The 15,061-nt window shown below is 57.9% G+C and carries 19 protein-coding genes and 2 pseudogenes; 6 read left to right on the forward strand and 15 right to left on the reverse strand.

The features are described 5' to 3' along the window. Positions 1-316: 316 nt before the first annotated feature. On the reverse strand, positions 317-691 hold the full coding sequence (locus P9292_RS41645; RefSeq protein ID WP_309965894.1) for a DUF2934 domain-containing protein: 375 nt from the start codon (positions 689-691) through the stop codon (positions 317-319). 614 nt (positions 692-1,305) lie between these two features. On the opposite strand from P9292_RS41645, the gene P9292_RS41650 reads away from it, so the two are divergent. After that, positions 1,306-1,608: a hypothetical protein gene (locus P9292_RS41650; protein ID WP_309965897.1), complete on the forward strand. Its 303-nt coding sequence runs from the start codon at positions 1,306-1,308 to the stop codon at positions 1,606-1,608. A gap of 602 nt (positions 1,609-2,210) precedes the next feature. Here the strand turns inward: P9292_RS41650 and P9292_RS41655 are convergent. Then, positions 2,211-2,525 (reverse strand): helix-turn-helix transcriptional regulator, encoded by a 315-nt coding sequence (locus P9292_RS41655; protein ID WP_309965900.1) that lies wholly within the window; start codon positions 2,523-2,525, stop codon positions 2,211-2,213. 136 nt (positions 2,526-2,661) lie between these two features. On the opposite strand from P9292_RS41655, the gene P9292_RS41660 reads away from it, so the two are divergent. From P9292_RS41660 to P9292_RS41670, 3 genes are all read left to right on the forward strand, one after another. Then, positions 2,662-2,988: a hypothetical protein gene (locus P9292_RS41660; protein WP_309965902.1), complete on the forward strand. Its 327-nt coding sequence runs from the start codon at positions 2,662-2,664 to the stop codon at positions 2,986-2,988. A 250-nt stretch (positions 2,989-3,238) separates the two neighbouring features. Continuing rightward, on the forward strand, positions 3,239-3,454 hold the full coding sequence (locus P9292_RS41665; RefSeq protein ID WP_309965905.1) for a hypothetical protein: 216 nt from the start codon (positions 3,239-3,241) through the stop codon (positions 3,452-3,454). Between the two features lie 326 nt (positions 3,455-3,780). Next, positions 3,781-4,023: a hypothetical protein gene (locus P9292_RS41670; RefSeq protein ID WP_309965908.1), complete on the forward strand. Its 243-nt coding sequence runs from the start codon at positions 3,781-3,783 to the stop codon at positions 4,021-4,023. 440 nt (positions 4,024-4,463) lie between these two features. Here P9292_RS41670 and P9292_RS41675 read toward each other — a convergent pair whose 3' ends face one another. Together P9292_RS41675 and P9292_RS41680 are read right to left on the reverse strand one after the other, a co-directional pair. After that, positions 4,464-5,072 (reverse strand): RES family NAD+ phosphorylase, encoded by a 609-nt coding sequence (locus P9292_RS41675; RefSeq protein ID WP_309965911.1) that lies wholly within the window; start codon positions 5,070-5,072, stop codon positions 4,464-4,466. Next, complete coding sequence (locus P9292_RS41680) at positions 5,069-5,692, reverse strand: integrase (protein ID WP_309851610.1); 624 nt, start codon at positions 5,690-5,692, stop codon at positions 5,069-5,071. The genes P9292_RS41675 and P9292_RS41680 overlap by 4 nt, the downstream gene beginning before the upstream one ends. A 403-nt stretch (positions 5,693-6,095) precedes the next feature. Between P9292_RS41680 and P9292_RS43460 the strand changes: the two genes are divergently transcribed. Beyond that, positions 6,096-6,317 (forward strand): ProQ/FINO family protein, encoded by a 222-nt coding sequence (locus tag P9292_RS43460; protein ID WP_409014303.1) that lies wholly within the window; start codon positions 6,096-6,098, stop codon positions 6,315-6,317. Between the two features lie 229 nt (positions 6,318-6,546). Here the strand turns inward: P9292_RS43460 and P9292_RS41685 are convergent, their stop codons facing one another. The 4 genes from P9292_RS41685 to P9292_RS41700 all read right to left on the reverse strand — a co-directional run bounded on the left by P9292_RS41685 (position 6,547) and on the right by P9292_RS41700 (position 8,370). Further along, positions 6,547-7,068 carry an RES family NAD+ phosphorylase gene (locus P9292_RS41685; RefSeq protein WP_309853750.1) on the reverse strand — a complete coding sequence of 174 codons (522 nt, stop codon included), beginning with the start codon at positions 7,066-7,068 and terminating at the stop codon, positions 6,547-6,549. After that, on the reverse strand, positions 7,065-7,469 hold the full coding sequence (locus tag P9292_RS41690; RefSeq protein ID WP_309853747.1) for a DUF2384 domain-containing protein: 405 nt from the start codon (positions 7,467-7,469) through the stop codon (positions 7,065-7,067). The genes P9292_RS41685 and P9292_RS41690 overlap by 4 nt, the downstream gene beginning before the upstream one ends. Before the next feature lie 338 nt (positions 7,470-7,807). Beyond that, entirely contained in the window at positions 7,808-8,137 is a 330-nt protein-coding gene (locus P9292_RS41695) for a type II toxin-antitoxin system RelE/ParE family toxin (protein WP_309965915.1), read from the reverse strand. Continuing rightward, positions 8,134-8,370, reverse strand: a complete 237-nt coding sequence (locus P9292_RS41700; RefSeq protein ID WP_309853741.1) for a type II toxin-antitoxin system ParD family antitoxin — start codon at positions 8,368-8,370, stop codon at positions 8,134-8,136. Before P9292_RS41700 ends, P9292_RS41695 begins: the two co-directional genes overlap by 4 nt. An 870-nt stretch (positions 8,371-9,240) precedes the next feature. On the opposite strand from P9292_RS41700, the gene P9292_RS41705 reads away from it, so the two are divergent. Next, positions 9,241-9,723 (forward strand): Lrp/AsnC family transcriptional regulator, encoded by a 483-nt coding sequence (locus P9292_RS41705; RefSeq protein ID WP_309965918.1) that lies wholly within the window; start codon positions 9,241-9,243, stop codon positions 9,721-9,723. A gap of 11 nt (positions 9,724-9,734) precedes the next feature. Here P9292_RS41705 and P9292_RS41710 read toward each other — a convergent pair whose 3' ends face one another. From P9292_RS41710 to P9292_RS41735, 7 genes and pseudogenes are all read right to left on the reverse strand, one after another. After that, the gene (locus tag P9292_RS41710) at positions 9,735-10,877 is read right to left on the reverse strand and encodes an FAD-dependent oxidoreductase (protein ID WP_309965921.1); all 1,143 of its coding nucleotides are present in this window, start codon (positions 10,875-10,877) and stop codon (positions 9,735-9,737) included. A 191-nt stretch (positions 10,878-11,068) separates the two neighbouring features. After that, a pseudogene (locus P9292_RS41715) lies at positions 11,069-12,447 on the reverse strand (LLM class flavin-dependent oxidoreductase). 20 nt (positions 12,448-12,467) lie between these two features. Continuing rightward, on the reverse strand, positions 12,468-12,764 hold the full coding sequence (locus P9292_RS43465; protein WP_409015639.1) for a hypothetical protein: 297 nt from the start codon (positions 12,762-12,764) through the stop codon (positions 12,468-12,470). Between the two features lie 70 nt (positions 12,765-12,834). Continuing rightward, positions 12,835-13,308 (reverse strand): annotated as a pseudogene (locus tag P9292_RS41720) (ATP-binding cassette domain-containing protein); the annotation flags it as partial. Positions 13,309-13,311: 3 nt separating this feature from the next. Beyond that, positions 13,312-14,148, reverse strand: coding sequence for an ABC transporter ATP-binding protein (locus P9292_RS41725; protein WP_309965924.1), 837 nt, complete (start codon positions 14,146-14,148; stop codon positions 13,312-13,314). After that, positions 14,145-14,300 carry a hypothetical protein gene (locus P9292_RS41730; RefSeq protein ID WP_309965927.1) on the reverse strand — a complete coding sequence of 52 codons (156 nt, stop codon included), beginning with the start codon at positions 14,298-14,300 and terminating at the stop codon, positions 14,145-14,147. The genes P9292_RS41725 and P9292_RS41730 overlap by 4 nt, the downstream gene beginning before the upstream one ends. A gap of 20 nt (positions 14,301-14,320) precedes the next feature. Continuing rightward, positions 14,321-15,061 (reverse strand): ABC transporter permease, encoded by a 741-nt coding sequence (locus P9292_RS41735; protein WP_309965930.1) that lies wholly within the window; start codon positions 15,059-15,061, stop codon positions 14,321-14,323.

Raw genomic sequence — 15,061 nt, forward strand, 5'->3', positions numbered from 1 at the left:
TTGATTACGTGAGACCGGTGAAACGAGGACTTGCATTTACCGCTTGGGGTTTGCTGGGTTTGTCTCCTCCATGTCCACCGATATGGATTCAGCCCGCTGAATCGAGCGGGCTTTTCTTTTTCACAAGGCGGTTGCGCCCATCGGGAAACGCAATTGCCGCTTGTTCAAAGACAGGCACGATAAGCAGCGTAGACCCCGGGCAATAAGTAACGAAAAATAACGGTAATGTTTGCCCGAACCTTTTAGCCGACGACGTTCGAGATACCGGGCATAGGAGGGAGCATTTCGCTTAAAAGACCTGCGCAGTCGTAGCGCTTCAAATCGCCGTTTTCTTCTTTGCTCCAGCAGGCGGGCCCGCTGTCTTGCCAGCCACCTTGTGTTTGGCATTCTTCGCCTTCTTTGCGTCGCCTGTAGCGGTTAGGTGTAGGGGGCTATTGATCCCGGCTCCAGCGTCCGCTACCCCTGACAATCCGCCCGGAGCGGTTTGCTTGGAACTGGCGATGTGGCCTTCACGCGTAGAGGGCGAAGCGGCGACGGTTTCGGTCATTCTTTCAGAAAGCGGAACCTGTTCTTCGAGAAGCTGGATGGCGAGATTCCAATAGTGTTCGTCGCGCCCTTCGCAGCGTCCATCTGCTTCCCATAAACGGTAGGCGCGCTCGCGCACCTCTTCTTCGGTGAAAGTCGCCGACATTGAGTTCCCTCATTGCATTTCAAAACAGCCCAACTTATGCGTTGGGATGGATGTCCACACTCGACGCGGTTCCGGGGACCAACGGAGCACTATCAGCGTCTTGCGCGACATACGAGACCACAAATCTTCTTGGCAGTAAGGCGGCATATGCTTGGGTCGGCACTGGCGGCTCATGTGCGTGTCGTCTGCGGCCGGGTGAGGCTAGGCCTTGCCGTAGTATTGCACGAACGGATCGCCCAACGGTCAGACTGCGCGTCCTTAGCAGCAGGTTGCTACAAATTGATGTGGTGGACGCGGCGGCATCGGCGGCAATGGAGCGCTCAAGACAACACATCGCCTCAGGGGGCGTCGAACCAAAAGAGATAATGGCTCGCCGCCCATCAGCACAGACCCTTGACGTCCTTACCCGAATTCCGGCGTCGGTCGTAGGCATGCGCCTTCCATTGGCGGCTCGTCCATCTGGCGTCGATTAGGAAATGATGCCGCTGGGATCGCCGTTCGGTGAGATGGCGCGCGCCGATGAAGAGGACGGACGAACTGACAACCAGAAGTCGGTCAACGCTGCCTTCGAGGCATACGCCAGCAGAAGTGCAGCCTAAGAGACGATCAACGCCGTGCTCACCACCGTTGCGCGCGAGGTGGTCCAGCGAAACTCCGTTCAGTTAATCGGAGGCAGCTTCAACACCGGCGAGCGCGCCACGCGCATCGGTCTCATTCGAACACCGGCAACACGTTACAGATCGACCACCGCGAAAAATATGAAGTTCACGGCCGGCAACGCGCACAAGGACGCGGTCACGTCGAGCAAAGGGAAGATCAGCAAGCGACATCCGGGCACAAGTCAGAAAAGCGGGTTGTCCAGCCGCAGCAATTTGCCACCTTCACAATCGAGTTCGGCTCGGTACCGTTTCTTATAGGCTGACCGGATCTTGGCACGCTGCCCCCCGAGTTTCGCCCCGGACCACAACCCCGGGAGTCTCGCCGCCCTCGGCGGTTTTTACAGAAACCAAAGGGCAGGGTTTCAAACGGACTTGAAAGCCGACGATTCGTCCCCAGGTCTCCGCCATAATGGGCCTTGTTCGCTGCGACGCAGCTTGGTTCAGGCCCCGTTTAGTTATCCTTAATTCGATAAAAAATGCCGGTGTTCCATAATTTCATGTTGATATAACCCAAAAACAGCATCGGATTGAAACCGGTTCCATCATATTATTCGCGTGCAGCGCCGGTACGTGACTTTAGGCGGCCGGGACCTGAGAGAGAAAGCCGAACTCCAAAAATCTACGGCCGGCGCTGCACCTCGGCCGACGAAATTCTGAAGACTTGAGCTAAGCTTATGATTTGAAATCCTAAATATAGAGCACGGCGCATTCGATAAATCTTCAAATCGTAATTTGACATAAAATGGTTTCTCGATCGTTGGGTCGTTCGCGCTAAGCGCGAGCCGCCCGCACGCGACTCGACGCCGCGCATACAGTCGGTTCATCACACTTGAAACGGTGCGCTAGCAAAACAACAACGTTCAGCTACTTTTCAGACGCTTTCTGCTCCGGGGACGCCTCGATGAATCTAGTCGCCCAAGGAGTTCAGTGTGCTTGGTGGAACCATCAATTGGATCAGCGTCCGCCAACAGACTGTCCAGTGCCACATGCAAATCGCCGTATCCCAAGGCGTCGAAAATGCGCAGCTTCGTCATCACACCAAGGTCCGACTTGCCGTTACGCCATGCGGAGATCTGTGCGCGGGTGACACCGAGCTGATCGGCAAGTTGTGCGTCACTGGTAAAACCGCCTGCGACCTTGAGTTCGTCAAAAAGTGCGAACCAATCATTTTTCATGCATCCGCCAGGAACAATGCCCGGCTTCCTTTCAAGCTATTTGGGAATGAAAGTTGCGTGAGCGTGAGAATTGCCCGGTGTAGACCACACGAACGACCGGGTTCCGTCAACAAGACTAACATCTGAGACGAATGGTATGCCAGACTCCCGCGCCACAATCGCCTTCCCGCAGAACGTAGCGACGGATCCAGTCGACGCACTTCAGAGAGTGCCTGCCCTCGCTGAACTGAACGACCTCCAAGTACAACTTGTTCTAACGATGTATGCGAGAGCGGATCAAAGCCGGGTCAATGGACAAGAGGATGCGGTGCCATCGCAATTTCTGCGCGTGATAGTCACCTTGATCGACGTGCTTGAATTGAACGGCGTCGATGATGCGCCGCGCTGCATGGATGAACTGAAAAAAATTATCAGGGCGATTTACCCGGAAGCGCCGAGCCTCGCAACTGGAAACCACCATTAGCAATGCATGATCGACTGCTCGTGGTGCTACGCCCGAAAAACGTCTCATGGTAAACCCGGATTAAGCAACAATCTTTCTTTGAATTGAGAACCATCTGTCAAATGCATTTGACAGAATACAATCTTCGTCTTATTGTAAGCGTGCCTTCCGAGGGTACCGAAGTAATAACAGCGGCAGTTGACCGCGATAATAACCGAATGCGTCGAAACCGTTTAAGGGTTTGGTGCTTTCGATTAAGAGAATCGGATCTATGTCTTCCTTTTTCATCGAGGCCACGTATCTCGTTGAGGCGGAATGGCCTGAACGAGCCATCGGCCGGTTCACCTTCGAGTTCAAAGAAGAGTCAACCGATCCGGTGCAGTTCGAGAAAGACCTCATCGATCAAGCGACGGCATTGATAACCGAGGCCCACGAGATTACGCCAGACTTTGTCTGCATCACAAGAATTAAATCCGTAGAAACGTAAGTCGCTACATCTACTGTTTTGTAATGCGTAGCCCGAGTTCACATCACTGCTTGCCAGTTCACAGCCTACAATAGTCGACGATCGCCTCAATATTGGGGATCGCGGTTCTTGAATACCCAAAGCATTCGATCGCGGTAGCGAAAATATATCGTTTATAACCGAGGGCCGGTCCGGCGTGGAGAGAATTCGGACGAGCGAATGCTGTCTGCGGGGCTGGTAGTCGCTTGGAAGAGTCGATACGGCCTCCAAGTAGTCATACCCGCAAGATTGATCGTTTAAGCCTTGCGGGTTTTGTTTGCAGGGACGCACTACGTGCGTCGCACACCATGGGATCGAACAAACAACCAAATAAGCTCATCGCGATCGAGCGGATGATTTCAAGTATCTGGCAACGCGCTGACGAATGTCATGAGCGATTGCTGGCGACACGTAAGCAAGGTGCCGATTCGTTCACGGTGGAAAATGATCTGACGCGCCTCGAGTCAGAACGTCTGCACTTAGAGCGTATGCGAGCGCGATTGCTTGAAACTGTGAAATCGAAAAAGCTTTTTAAGCGGACCGGCACGTAATCCTCACCACTCAATCCAGAGCCTGCGACCGTTAGCACCTTCCCGAACACCATTTTCCGACAAACTCACCCAGCGCGCATCCGGCATCGCAGTGCACGGCGCCAAGAAAGCTAGTCGGCCAGTCTATGCACTTCATTCGACGGCTTCTGAGTACGCTGCTGTCGTCCGACTAACAGCAGCCTACAATGACAGGTGAGTACAAGTTGCCAACTTCGAGAGTTGAGAAGCTAACTGCGCATTGACATCGGAGAACCACCCCAGCCCGATTTAACATAAAGGGATTCATCGTTTGTTATTTAGGATTGCTATATAACTGTTCCCTAGTAGGCTGGTGAGTCTCGACCTTTCGAAGAGTATAGGGAAACCCGTTAGTGTTTCCGCTACCTTCGATTTGAGGATCGACTCAGGCGCCAGGGAAACACTTCGGACCCTCTGTGCGGTCAACGGCTTCGGACTTTGGCCACGTCAATGCGATACTTATTTACGAAAGCGGGCCAGTCGACATGTTGCGCCAGCGGGAGATCGTCAACCACCACGACTTTCGCTCGTGCCCGGCAGAAGAGAGCAATGCATGTCGCTGGGAAATTATTCCGCGAGGGATAAAGCAGACCGTCGAAGGCTGGGATGCCGCTGTAGTCGAGCGCTTTGTGAATCTGCCGAGAAATACGCTGTGTGTGGAAGTAAGGTCGGCTCGCCAGTTGGCCGAGATTGAGGCCGAATTCCCGCGCCATCACGCCTGGCGCGGTCAGGTCAGCCAAGTTCAGTCGCTCGACTACGCCGACAGCACGCACAATGCGTCCACGAATCTCGCTTAGCGTAATGGTACGCGAACGGCTCCGGTGCCATTGGTGCTGATGGAAGACCGACTCCATCAATACTGTCGGAAGGTCGAAGCCCAAGTACAGAACCCCATAGTCACCGGTCGGATCGTCGTATCGATTTGCGGAGCTTGTACCAAAATAGAGCGGTGTGGCGGCGTATTCGACTCGGCTGATGTGCTGGAGCAGTTCTCCGGCCGCAATGACGCGGCTTGGAATCGACAAAGTCAAACCGCTTCCTCACCGTGAATACCGACCGCGTTCAGGACAACCTCGACAAGTCGATCAAAGTTACCTGGCGTCACGGCTTCGATAGGTGAGTGACCACCGAGCGCATCATTTCGAGACGACAGCGCTCGATAGAGCGTCCATGAGTCAACCGACGCCGCTCGGGTGAGCGCTTCGCGCGTAAATTTAAGCTTCAGCGGATCAAGCTGCCAATCGGGCAGTCGCTGACCCCGACGACCCACGTCTAATGAGAGAAGCCGTCGAGGCTGTGCTGACAGATCTTTATAAATCTGTTGGCGCGACTTGTGTGCGAACCGCGCAAACTCCGTCAGTGGAATGTTCCCGGGTGCATCGTATGCGCGCAACAACGCTGCACGTCCGCGCTGCACATCGGTCGCCGACGGCTGCCAGGGTGACTCGGCCCGAAGCGAGCGTGCTTTCGCTCGCAGGTCCGTGTTGAGCTGGAGGGGCGAGGGCGCGGCTTCCGCAAATTTCTCTCGAATCAACGCGTTCAGCTCTGCGATGAAGGCATCCTCATCATCGATGCGTACGGCGCGTTCGAAACGATGAGCGTCTTCAGCGGTGATCTCAGGGAAATCTATGGCGGGCATTGGCTTGGACATGATTTGGCCTCGTGCGAGACACATACCGGCACTTTAAACACTTTTGTCGCGTTTGTCAATTTTGTCGCCTTAGCCTGGCTTCCTGGCCACGCGGCAAACGATCGCAGTTAGGCTTGACGACGGTGATGAAGACGACTGGTAAAATGCGCCGACTGAGTGCAGGCGATGGCATTCCGACAGCCCGTTGCGCTCAAAGCGCAGCTGAGCCGAGGCAGCAAAACGTTGCGCCACGCTCGACGTTATCGCAAGTAAGCGTCAACCGAAATTGAGCAGCCACGGAGACCTGCGCGATCGTCCGCTACCGCAGCGGCGCATGCAGGAACCACGCTGCAACGACGTTTCGCGCGCGCCTTTCCGCGAAATCTTGTCCGATAGTGCCGCTTAAGGTATGGATTTGTTGGACATGCTTACCCGAGCGGCGTCGCTCGGACTGAGCGAGCGAGACGCTCGTAACGGCGTCAAGCTATGGTGCCGCGGCCAACGCTACTGGACATGTCTCATCGAAGGCACGGTGCGCGTAGACCTTGACGGTGCGAATGCTGGCGTCGTTACAGCGACCGAAGTGGAGTATGGGACGAGTCAGGAGAACACTCGGCTCGCGCGCAACAGGAGCAGTTCTCAATAACCTTCATGGTACACGGCGTTGACCTGGCAAGCATCATGCAATAAACAGCGAACTTGACATAACTAACAGTGATCATTCGTGATGCGAAGCATAGTGCCCGTGCAAACAATCGATCTTGCTAAACCGTCGGCTGCATGGGCATGTTTGACACGAAATGTCTTAAGGATATCGATCCCGTTGGGGGGGGCAAGGGCGCACGGTCCCTGATGTCTGTCGAGCTCTCCGAAGCTCAATCCCAAGAAGACTGGTTCCGCGGCAGAGCGTTATATGGATCGTAGACGTCGAAGTGGTCCGTCGAGTCAAGACGCTCTGTGTACAGAACGAGGTTCGTACCGTCAGGCTTTAGTCGTGATTTAAAGAGGATACCCTTGGCACCGCTGGCGACGACCTCATCGCCAAGGATCCAGCTGGGCGGCTCGATCCGTTCATTGAACCAGCAGTGACGCCAGTCGCAATAGAAATCCTCCCACAACGCCGACCACTTTCCGCTGTCGTACCCGCCGGTGAAATCGACAATCGGAGCGGCCGTGAGGTTGTAGCTGACCAGGGTCCCCGGTGGCATCAAGGACGACAGCTGCTGATACTCTCTGATGGCCGTGTCGTGGTCGAAGGCCAAGTAGAGCGCATTCAGCCCGACACGATTCGCGCGACCGCCGTGCGTTCCCGCTCCCGCGCCGCTCGTCGGCGCAACAGCCCACCTGGGAACGTGCATACGATAGACAGTTACCCCAGCCAATTCTGTGAGGATCATCCTGCCGCACCCGCCTCGAGCGACGCAACGTAACGAAGGACGTCATCCGCCCGACTTTCGGACACCAATTGCTCGGCGGTTTTGTAGTTGAACACCGGCAGCGGTTCGTTGCGATACCAGAACAGCGCCTTCGTGACGTCGCCTGAGATATCCGTCGCGGCACGGATGACCCGCAGAGCGTCGCGGAGGAATCGTTGCACGCTTTCGGACGCAGGCTGTCGGCTGATCGTGTTCCGGTGTACATGTGCTTGCTGGGCAAGAGTTTGCAAGTCAATATGCAAGGCCTCGCCGAAGCGCCGAGCGGAGACAATCGGGGCTGGGTCTTCGGGATCGCGTAATGAGGCCATGAACCGGTCAAAGCTCACGTTTGCACTGGGAATAGCGCCGGTATCCGAATTCATGGCTCGCTCCACGCACATAATGTGGACAATTTTAGCACAAATAGCAATACCACCGCCGAGCATGAAAGCCGACGTTTTGCCTTGTCGATGGCGCCGCGGTCATGACAATGAAGTAAGAATCCGAATTCTTAAAAAAGGGAGTTAGTAATGCAAATATTGTGCGTCAAAGCCCGTGGACGAAATTTCACGTGAAACCATGTACAGTTTCCAGACACCAAACTCTACATCTGCATACTTAAAATTCGATAAATTGCCTTATGTAAAACCACATTACCCCGCTGATCCGATGTCATGTTCCTGACTAGCCTGCAAACCAAGAATATGCAGACGACGCGCGCCTACGCGTTTTCATCGAGCAACCACGCTGGAATGTCGCGCGCCCCATTGATTACCCGCCAAACTTCAACGTGATCGGCACGCTCTACATAGAACACCAGGTGCGGGTAACGCTTGAGCGGCCATGACCGCAAGCCTGGAAAATCGAGTTCGTACGCGTAACGGGGCGACCCCATTGCAGGTTGTCTGGCCAACTTCATGTACGCCGTTTCGATTTCGCTGATAAAACCAAGCGCTGCCTGCCCCGATCCCTCATCTACAAGGTAATAGTCGATCTCTGTCTCAACGTCTTGCCGTGCTCTAAGCGAAGGTATGACGGGTTTCGATTTCATTTGCGCGCAGTGCGTACGCGCGCGCGGAGCGACTCAAAATAGGTGCTATCAACCGGTGTCGTCATACCTGATGCAGCGCCTTCCAGCAGCAAAGCACGCAGATGCTGCCGCTGCTGATCGCGGCGGATCAGTTCGCGGACATACTCGCTGCTCGTGCCATAGCCGCGTTCGTTGACTTGCTCGTCGACGAAGCACTTCAGCCCATCCGGCAAAGATATGTTCATGGTAGTCATGATTCGCAGAATAGCACCTTTGCCAAATGTTGCCAAAATGCGCCGTGAAACTTCTAGCCCAAGAGTTCCATTATTCGCCGAGCGCTACACGTTCCATCGGGCTTGTCGATGAGCGCAACGCTTGGTTCGCGCATCACACGGAAAAGTCCGCGGGAGCGCACGAAGGCGTTGCTTTCCAACTCGCCTGGTTCCAACGGACGGGCCATGCCGTGCCATGGCGACCCGCTCGGTCTCCTGTAACTGCTTCCGCTGAGACGGCACGTTTGCACGCAAGCGGCGCTGTATGCGCTGCGCAACGAGGCGTTGCGCGGCTTTACTTCTGACTCACGTTGATTGCGGGCGATTACCCTTCACCTTCACGACGTAACTAAACGGTGCGAGTCGCTGCTTTCGGAGCAAACCATGTCGTGCCGCATCTCCAGAGCCGACAGAGCCCGGACCTTGCGTGGCCCGGGGACCATTGCTCAGTCGAAGCCACCGAAGGGCCACGGCAAACGTCGAATTGCGCATCCTTGCAGAGGGCGAGGCCGAACACATGCTGTGGACGGTGATGAAAGTTGGCAGATAAAAATCGGTCGGGAAATGCGGGCTGCTATGGTGAGCGTGCGAGCCTGTTCCAACGTGTCGGTGCGGACCATCTGGAAGCGCCTGCGCCCGGTCCAAGAGGGCATGCATCTTACCGTCGAAGCCGCACGTTTCCAGCAAAGCCGGGGACCAAGGTTATGCCGTGTCAAAAGTCGGTGCGTCTATAATTTGCTCCAGCTATTGCGGCCTGGCCACGTCTTCAGAGCAGATGCATCCGAACCTTCGGGGCCTGTGCCGGGAAGCACGCCGATGCAAGCCAGGCCGCCCTTCTGCCGGATACGATCCATGCCCATCGACCGCATCGACGCTAATATTCTCGCGCTGCTTCAACGCAATAACCGCCTGACTACCGACGAAATCGGCAAGGCCGCAGGGTTTTCCTCGACAGCCGTGCAGCGACGCCTCAAGAAGCTACGCGCGGACGGCGTCATCGAGGCGGACGTGTCGATCGTGCAGCCCAAGGCGGTCGGGCGGCCGATCTCGATCGTGGTCATGGTGACATTGGAGCGCGAGCGCGCGGATATCGTCGACCGCTTCAAGCAGTCGATCCGGCAGACGCCGGAGGTCATGAACGGCTTCTACGTAACGGGCGATTCAGACTTTTTGCTGATCGTCACCGCCCGCAGCATGGAAGATTATGAGCAGTTCACGCGCAAGTTTTTCTACGAAAACCCCGATATCAAGGGCTTCAAGACGATGGTCATCATGGACCGCGTGAAGGTCGGCTTCTCCGTGCCCATCGACTTCTCCGACATCGGCGGAGACTAAAGTCACAGCGATCAGCTTCCCGCCGCCCATGCCGACAAATCTCGTGCGTCGAGTTCGCCGTCGAGACACTCCATTATGCGTTCGCCCATCAACGCAGAGAACTTGAACATCTGCCCGTCGCAGTTAGTGACGACGATGCCGTCGCCGAAGCGCTGAACATTGAACCGCTCGCTTGCATCCTTCACGTAATAGCCCACCGCCATGCGCTGCGGAACATACTCGTCCGCCCGATGCAGATATGGCGCGAAGTGACCGATGACTTCATGGCCTTCTTCGGGATCGGCGATAAAACCGTCGCGCGGCGCGCCCGCACGACGATGCGCGCCCGAACCAAACTTGAGTCCGGTTCCATTTACCGGCATCAGCGCGTAGTTGTCGCCTTCGCCGATGTCGGTCAGGCAAGGGCCGTTAGCCCACGCGGCCGCATACTGGGCGGGCGGCTCGACATAGCACACGGCCTGCCGCCATACAGGCAGACTGCCCTGATTCAGCCTGACCGCCACGGCGTCATCGAGCTCAAGCGTGGGAAGCCACGCGCCCGCGGCCACGACGAGCGCATCGCCCTGAATTGTCGTGCCGCCTTCGAGCCGGACTCTGGCGCGCGCCACCTCGACTTGGACCGCGCGCGCGTTCTCGTGAATGACGGCGCCGCGAGCCCGGATCCACGTCGAGAGTCCGGTGACGATCCGGTCGGCGAAGAGCACACCGCCTTCTTCCGTGTACAGGCCATGCACCGCCTTCGGCAGCTTTAGTTGCGGAACGCGCTTCTCCATCTCCGCATGATCGAGCCATTCGAATGCAACATCCGCCCTCTGAAGCGACGGAACGGATGCCGCGATGTAATCGTTCGAATTTGTCGACACGCCGAGCGCGCCGGTCCGGTAATAGTGCTGCTCGCCGAGATCGCGCCACAGCCGGTCCCACGCAGCGAAAGCCTGATGAACCATGCGCGTGTAGCCGAGCGCCGCGCCGTACTGGAAGCGGATCATGCGATGCTGGTCAAACGACGCGCCGTGCGGATTCGGCACCGTGTTCTGCTCGATGATCGTCACACGGTCGCCACGCAGAAGCGCCGCGCGCGCGGTCGACAGACCCACCGCGCCTGCCCCGACGATTATGATATGCCGCTGCGCGACGTTTTTCTGGTGTTGCATGTGCCTTACCTCTTCCTGTTATCTCGTTGGTCCGAAGACCGTGCGTCTGCGACACGCGCTCAAATCGCGGGCCGCCGCATCGAAGCACCACCATCCGCGAGGCGCCGGGTCTTGGCATCAGCGTGCTCATCGTTCGGACCACGATAGTTGCGGCTGTAGTTCGGCTTGGGATGAGCGCGATTCACTGACCTTTAATCGAAGCGACGGAATCGCGCGCCCGGATGCCTGTCCGGCAAATGGGCGCCTGCGCCGGGGAAAAGCTTTTCGCGCAACGTGCCTTCGTCGTAGGCTTGTTTGTATCGGCCGCGCCGTTGCAACTCGGGAACGATGAAGTCGGCGAAATCCTCGTAAGCGCGTGGCGTGATCGCGTAACTCAGATTGAAGCCGTCGATATCCGTCAGCGCGACCCAGCGTTCCAGCTCGTCCGCAACCGTCGCGGGCGAACCCACGAACACCGGACCGCGCCCGCCGATGGCGTTGTGCCGCGCCAGTTCCCGCACGGTCCAGACCCGGCCCGGATCGCCTGTCGTGAAGTTCTCCAGCGCCGAGCGTATGCCGTCCTCGATGTTCAGGTGGCGGATCGGCTCATCGGGATCGAGTTTCGAGAAGTCGATGCCGGTCCAGCCGGAAAACAGCGCCAGCGCCGCTTCCGTGCTGATGTACTGCTCGTAGTCGGCGAGCTTGTCGCGGGCCTCGGCGTCGGTGCGCCCGGTGATGATGGTCGCCATTGCGAAGAACAGAATATCTTCGGCGCGGCGTCCGGCACGCACCGCTTCGGCACGGGTGGATGCCACCACTGGCGCGAGCACGGTGGTGCTCGGCCCGCTCAGGTAGACGCACTCCGCATGCGTGCCCGCGAAACGCTTGCCGCGCGAGGAAGAACCGGCCTGAAACAACAGCGGTGTGCGCTGCGGCGACGGCTCCGCAAGGTGAATCGCATCCATTTTGAAGTGCTTTCCTTCATGCACGATGCGATGCACTTTATTCGGATCGGCGAATACGCCTCTTTGTCGGTCTCGTACTGCCGCGCCATCCTGCCAGCTTCCTTCCCAGAGCTTGTAGACGACGTCCATATATTCGTCGGCGATGTCGTAGCGATCGTCATGCGCGATCACGCCGCCGCGCCCCAGCGCCCGCGCGCTGCTTTTTGCATAGCCGGTCACGATATTCCAGCCGATGCGGCCATCGGTGAGATGGTCGAGCGTCGACATACGCCGCGCGAACGCGTAGGGCGGTTCGTTGTTGGCGTTGCTGGTGACGCCGAAGCCCAGGTGTCGCGTGGCATGCGCCATCGCCGTGATCGACACCAGCGGATCGTTCTTGGGCAGTTGTGCGGCAAGACGAAGTGCGGCGTCCGAATTGCCGCCGTAGATATCGTTGACTCCAGACTGTCGGCGATGAACAGCGCGTCGATCAGCCCGCGTTCGAGCGTGCGGGCGAGATCGACCCAGTAAGCGAGCCTGTTGTACGCAAGCGATTGATCGTCCGGATGTCGCCACAGTCCCGGCGATTGATGCACGGGACTGTGCATCGCAAAGGCGTTGAAGCGAATGAGTCTTTGTTCAGGCATGAAGGACTCGTCAGGCAGAACTAATGTTGCGCCGCCGCCAGCGCAGCATGGCGACGCCGACGATCTTCGCGATCCGCGCCCGCGCGCAGCAGCGACGGCGCCGAGCGCACCAGCAATTGCGTATAGGGATGCGAGGGATTGCCGAGCACTTGCGCCGGCCGGCCCGGATTCGACGATCTTCCCGCGATAGAGCACGACGATCCGGTCCGAGATTCCCGCGACCGATCCGAGATCATGTGAGATGAACAACTGCGTGATGTTGCGCTTGCTTGACAGTTCCTTGAAAAGTCCCAGCAGCCTGATCCGGTTCGATGCATCCAGCGCGCTGACCGGTTCGTCGAGAATCAACAAGGCGGGTTGATTGACGATGGCACGCGCGATGACCACGCGCTGACGCTGGCCGCCGGAAATCTCTCCGGGATAGCAGGCCGCGAACTCAGGCGGCAGATGCACCGATTGCAACGCGTCATGCACGGCTCGATCGAGCGTCGCCTGGTCGTCGATGCCGCGCACGCGCAGCCCTTCGGCGAGCGATTCGAAAACGGTAAAATCCGGATCGAGGCTTTGCAGCGGTTCCTGGAACACGTATTGAATCTCGCCCGACTGACGGAATTTGCGTAGCGTTCTTCCGGTGAACGAAGAAATTACGCTATCGCGGAGCCGGATCTGTCCGGTCCTTGGGCGCGCAAGACCGAGAATGGCTCGGGCGAGCGTGGTTTTGCCGGACCCGGTTTCGCCAATCAACCCGACGATTTCTCCCGGATTCAGATGCAGCGTCAGGTCGTCCAGCACCGCAGCCGATTTGCCGTAGCCGACCGTGAGATTTTCAATGCTCAGAACAGGCGTTTGCGCTGAAGTCATGGCTCAGGCCTCGGCGTCGATCAACTTATCCAGACCGTATTCGAGATGGTCCTGAATCAGCAATCGGGTGTAGGGATGTTCCGGCGCGTCGAGCACGCGTCGTGTCGGTCCGGATTCCACGATGACGCCATCGCGCATCACGATCAGATGGTCGGAAATCTGCGCGACTACGGCGAGATCGTGCGTGACGAATATGAGCGAAAGCTGGTGCTGTTCACGGAGATCGGTAATCAGGTCCAGCACTTCGGCCTGAACCGTCACATCGAGCGCGGTGGTTGCTTCATCGGCGATCAGCAGAATAGGATTCGCCGCAACGGCGATTGCAATGACGATCCGTTGCAGCATGCCGCCGGACAGCTCGTGCGAATACTGTCGATAGACCAGCGCCGGATTGCGCAGACCGACGCGTTCGAACAGCGCAAGCGCACGGTCCGTGACCTCGTCGTCCGGAACTTGCGCGCGGTTGCGCAACACTTGAGCGAGTTGCTTGCCGACCGGAATGGACGGATTCAGATACGACGCCGGGTCCTGAAACACCGCGGCAATTCGCACCGCCCGCAGCGGCCGCCATTGATCGTGATCGAAGCGGGTGACGTCGATGCCATCGAATTCGATCCGCCCCGAAGCTACAGCGGCGTTCTCGGGCAGGATGCCGAGAATCGCCTTGCAGGTGAGCGACTTTCCACTGCCCGATTCGCCGACGATCCCCAGACTCTTGCCGCGCTCGAGCCGAAAGCCGATGTCCTTGACCAGCCGTTTTCCCGTGAGCGTATCGACGAGCGTGAGACCGTGTACGTCGAGAATATTGGACGGAACTGCTGTGGTCGCATTCGCTGTCATGATGCGCGTCCCCATCCGTCGCTTTCGTCGAGCTCGTCGAGCAACTGCGCTTTGCGTGCTTCGTCGGTGACATCGTCGGTTGCGACGGTCTCGCGGCGCGGATGGCGGTCGCGGGCCGAAACGTCGCGCAATGCATCGGCAAAGCCGTTCAAGGCAGCGATCGTGATGACGATCAGTACTCCGGAAAAAGCGGTGCATAGGGTTTGAAGCCCAGATAGGCGAGATCCGACGAAAGAATGCCGCCCCAGGTCGGATTGGGCGGCACGATGCCGATTCCCAGATAGGTCAGACTGGACACCACCACGAATCCCCCGGCGAGCACATTGGCCGAAGCGATCGCGATCGATGCCACGATCTTGCTCAGCACATGCCGCCGCACGATCCAGAATGGAGAGGCGCCTGCCAGAACCGCCGCCTGGACATACTGCGTGTTCCCTACCGCCAGCGCGGCCGAACGCGTGACGCGGAAAAATGCCGGCGAAATCATGATGCCGACGACCATCATCGCCTGTTGCAGGCCATTGCCGACGAGTTGCGTGACGGCCACCGCGAAGACGAGGAACGGGATGGTCACGAGGGTGTCCATGATGCGCAGCGAGAACCACTCGAAGGCGCGGCCCGAGTACACCGACAACAGCGCCGGGATCACGCCGGCGAAGAAGCCGATGATCACCACTTCCAGCGCGGCGAAGACCGACAATCTCGCCCCGGTGAGGATGCGGCTCAGCACATCGCGGCCCAGGTAGTCGGTTCCGAGCCAGTGCGCGACGGACGGACCGGCGAGCACGGTCGCGGATTTCTCGAATGGATCGAACGGAGAGAGCAGGGGCCCGAATAAGGCCAGCAACAGTATGAAAATCAGCGCGCCGGCCGAGATCCAGCCGACCGGGCGCTTCAAAGCCGCGAGAAACAT

This window comes from Caballeronia sp. LZ001 (assembly GCF_031450875.1).
Lineage (GTDB): Bacteria > Pseudomonadota > Gammaproteobacteria > Burkholderiales > Burkholderiaceae > Caballeronia.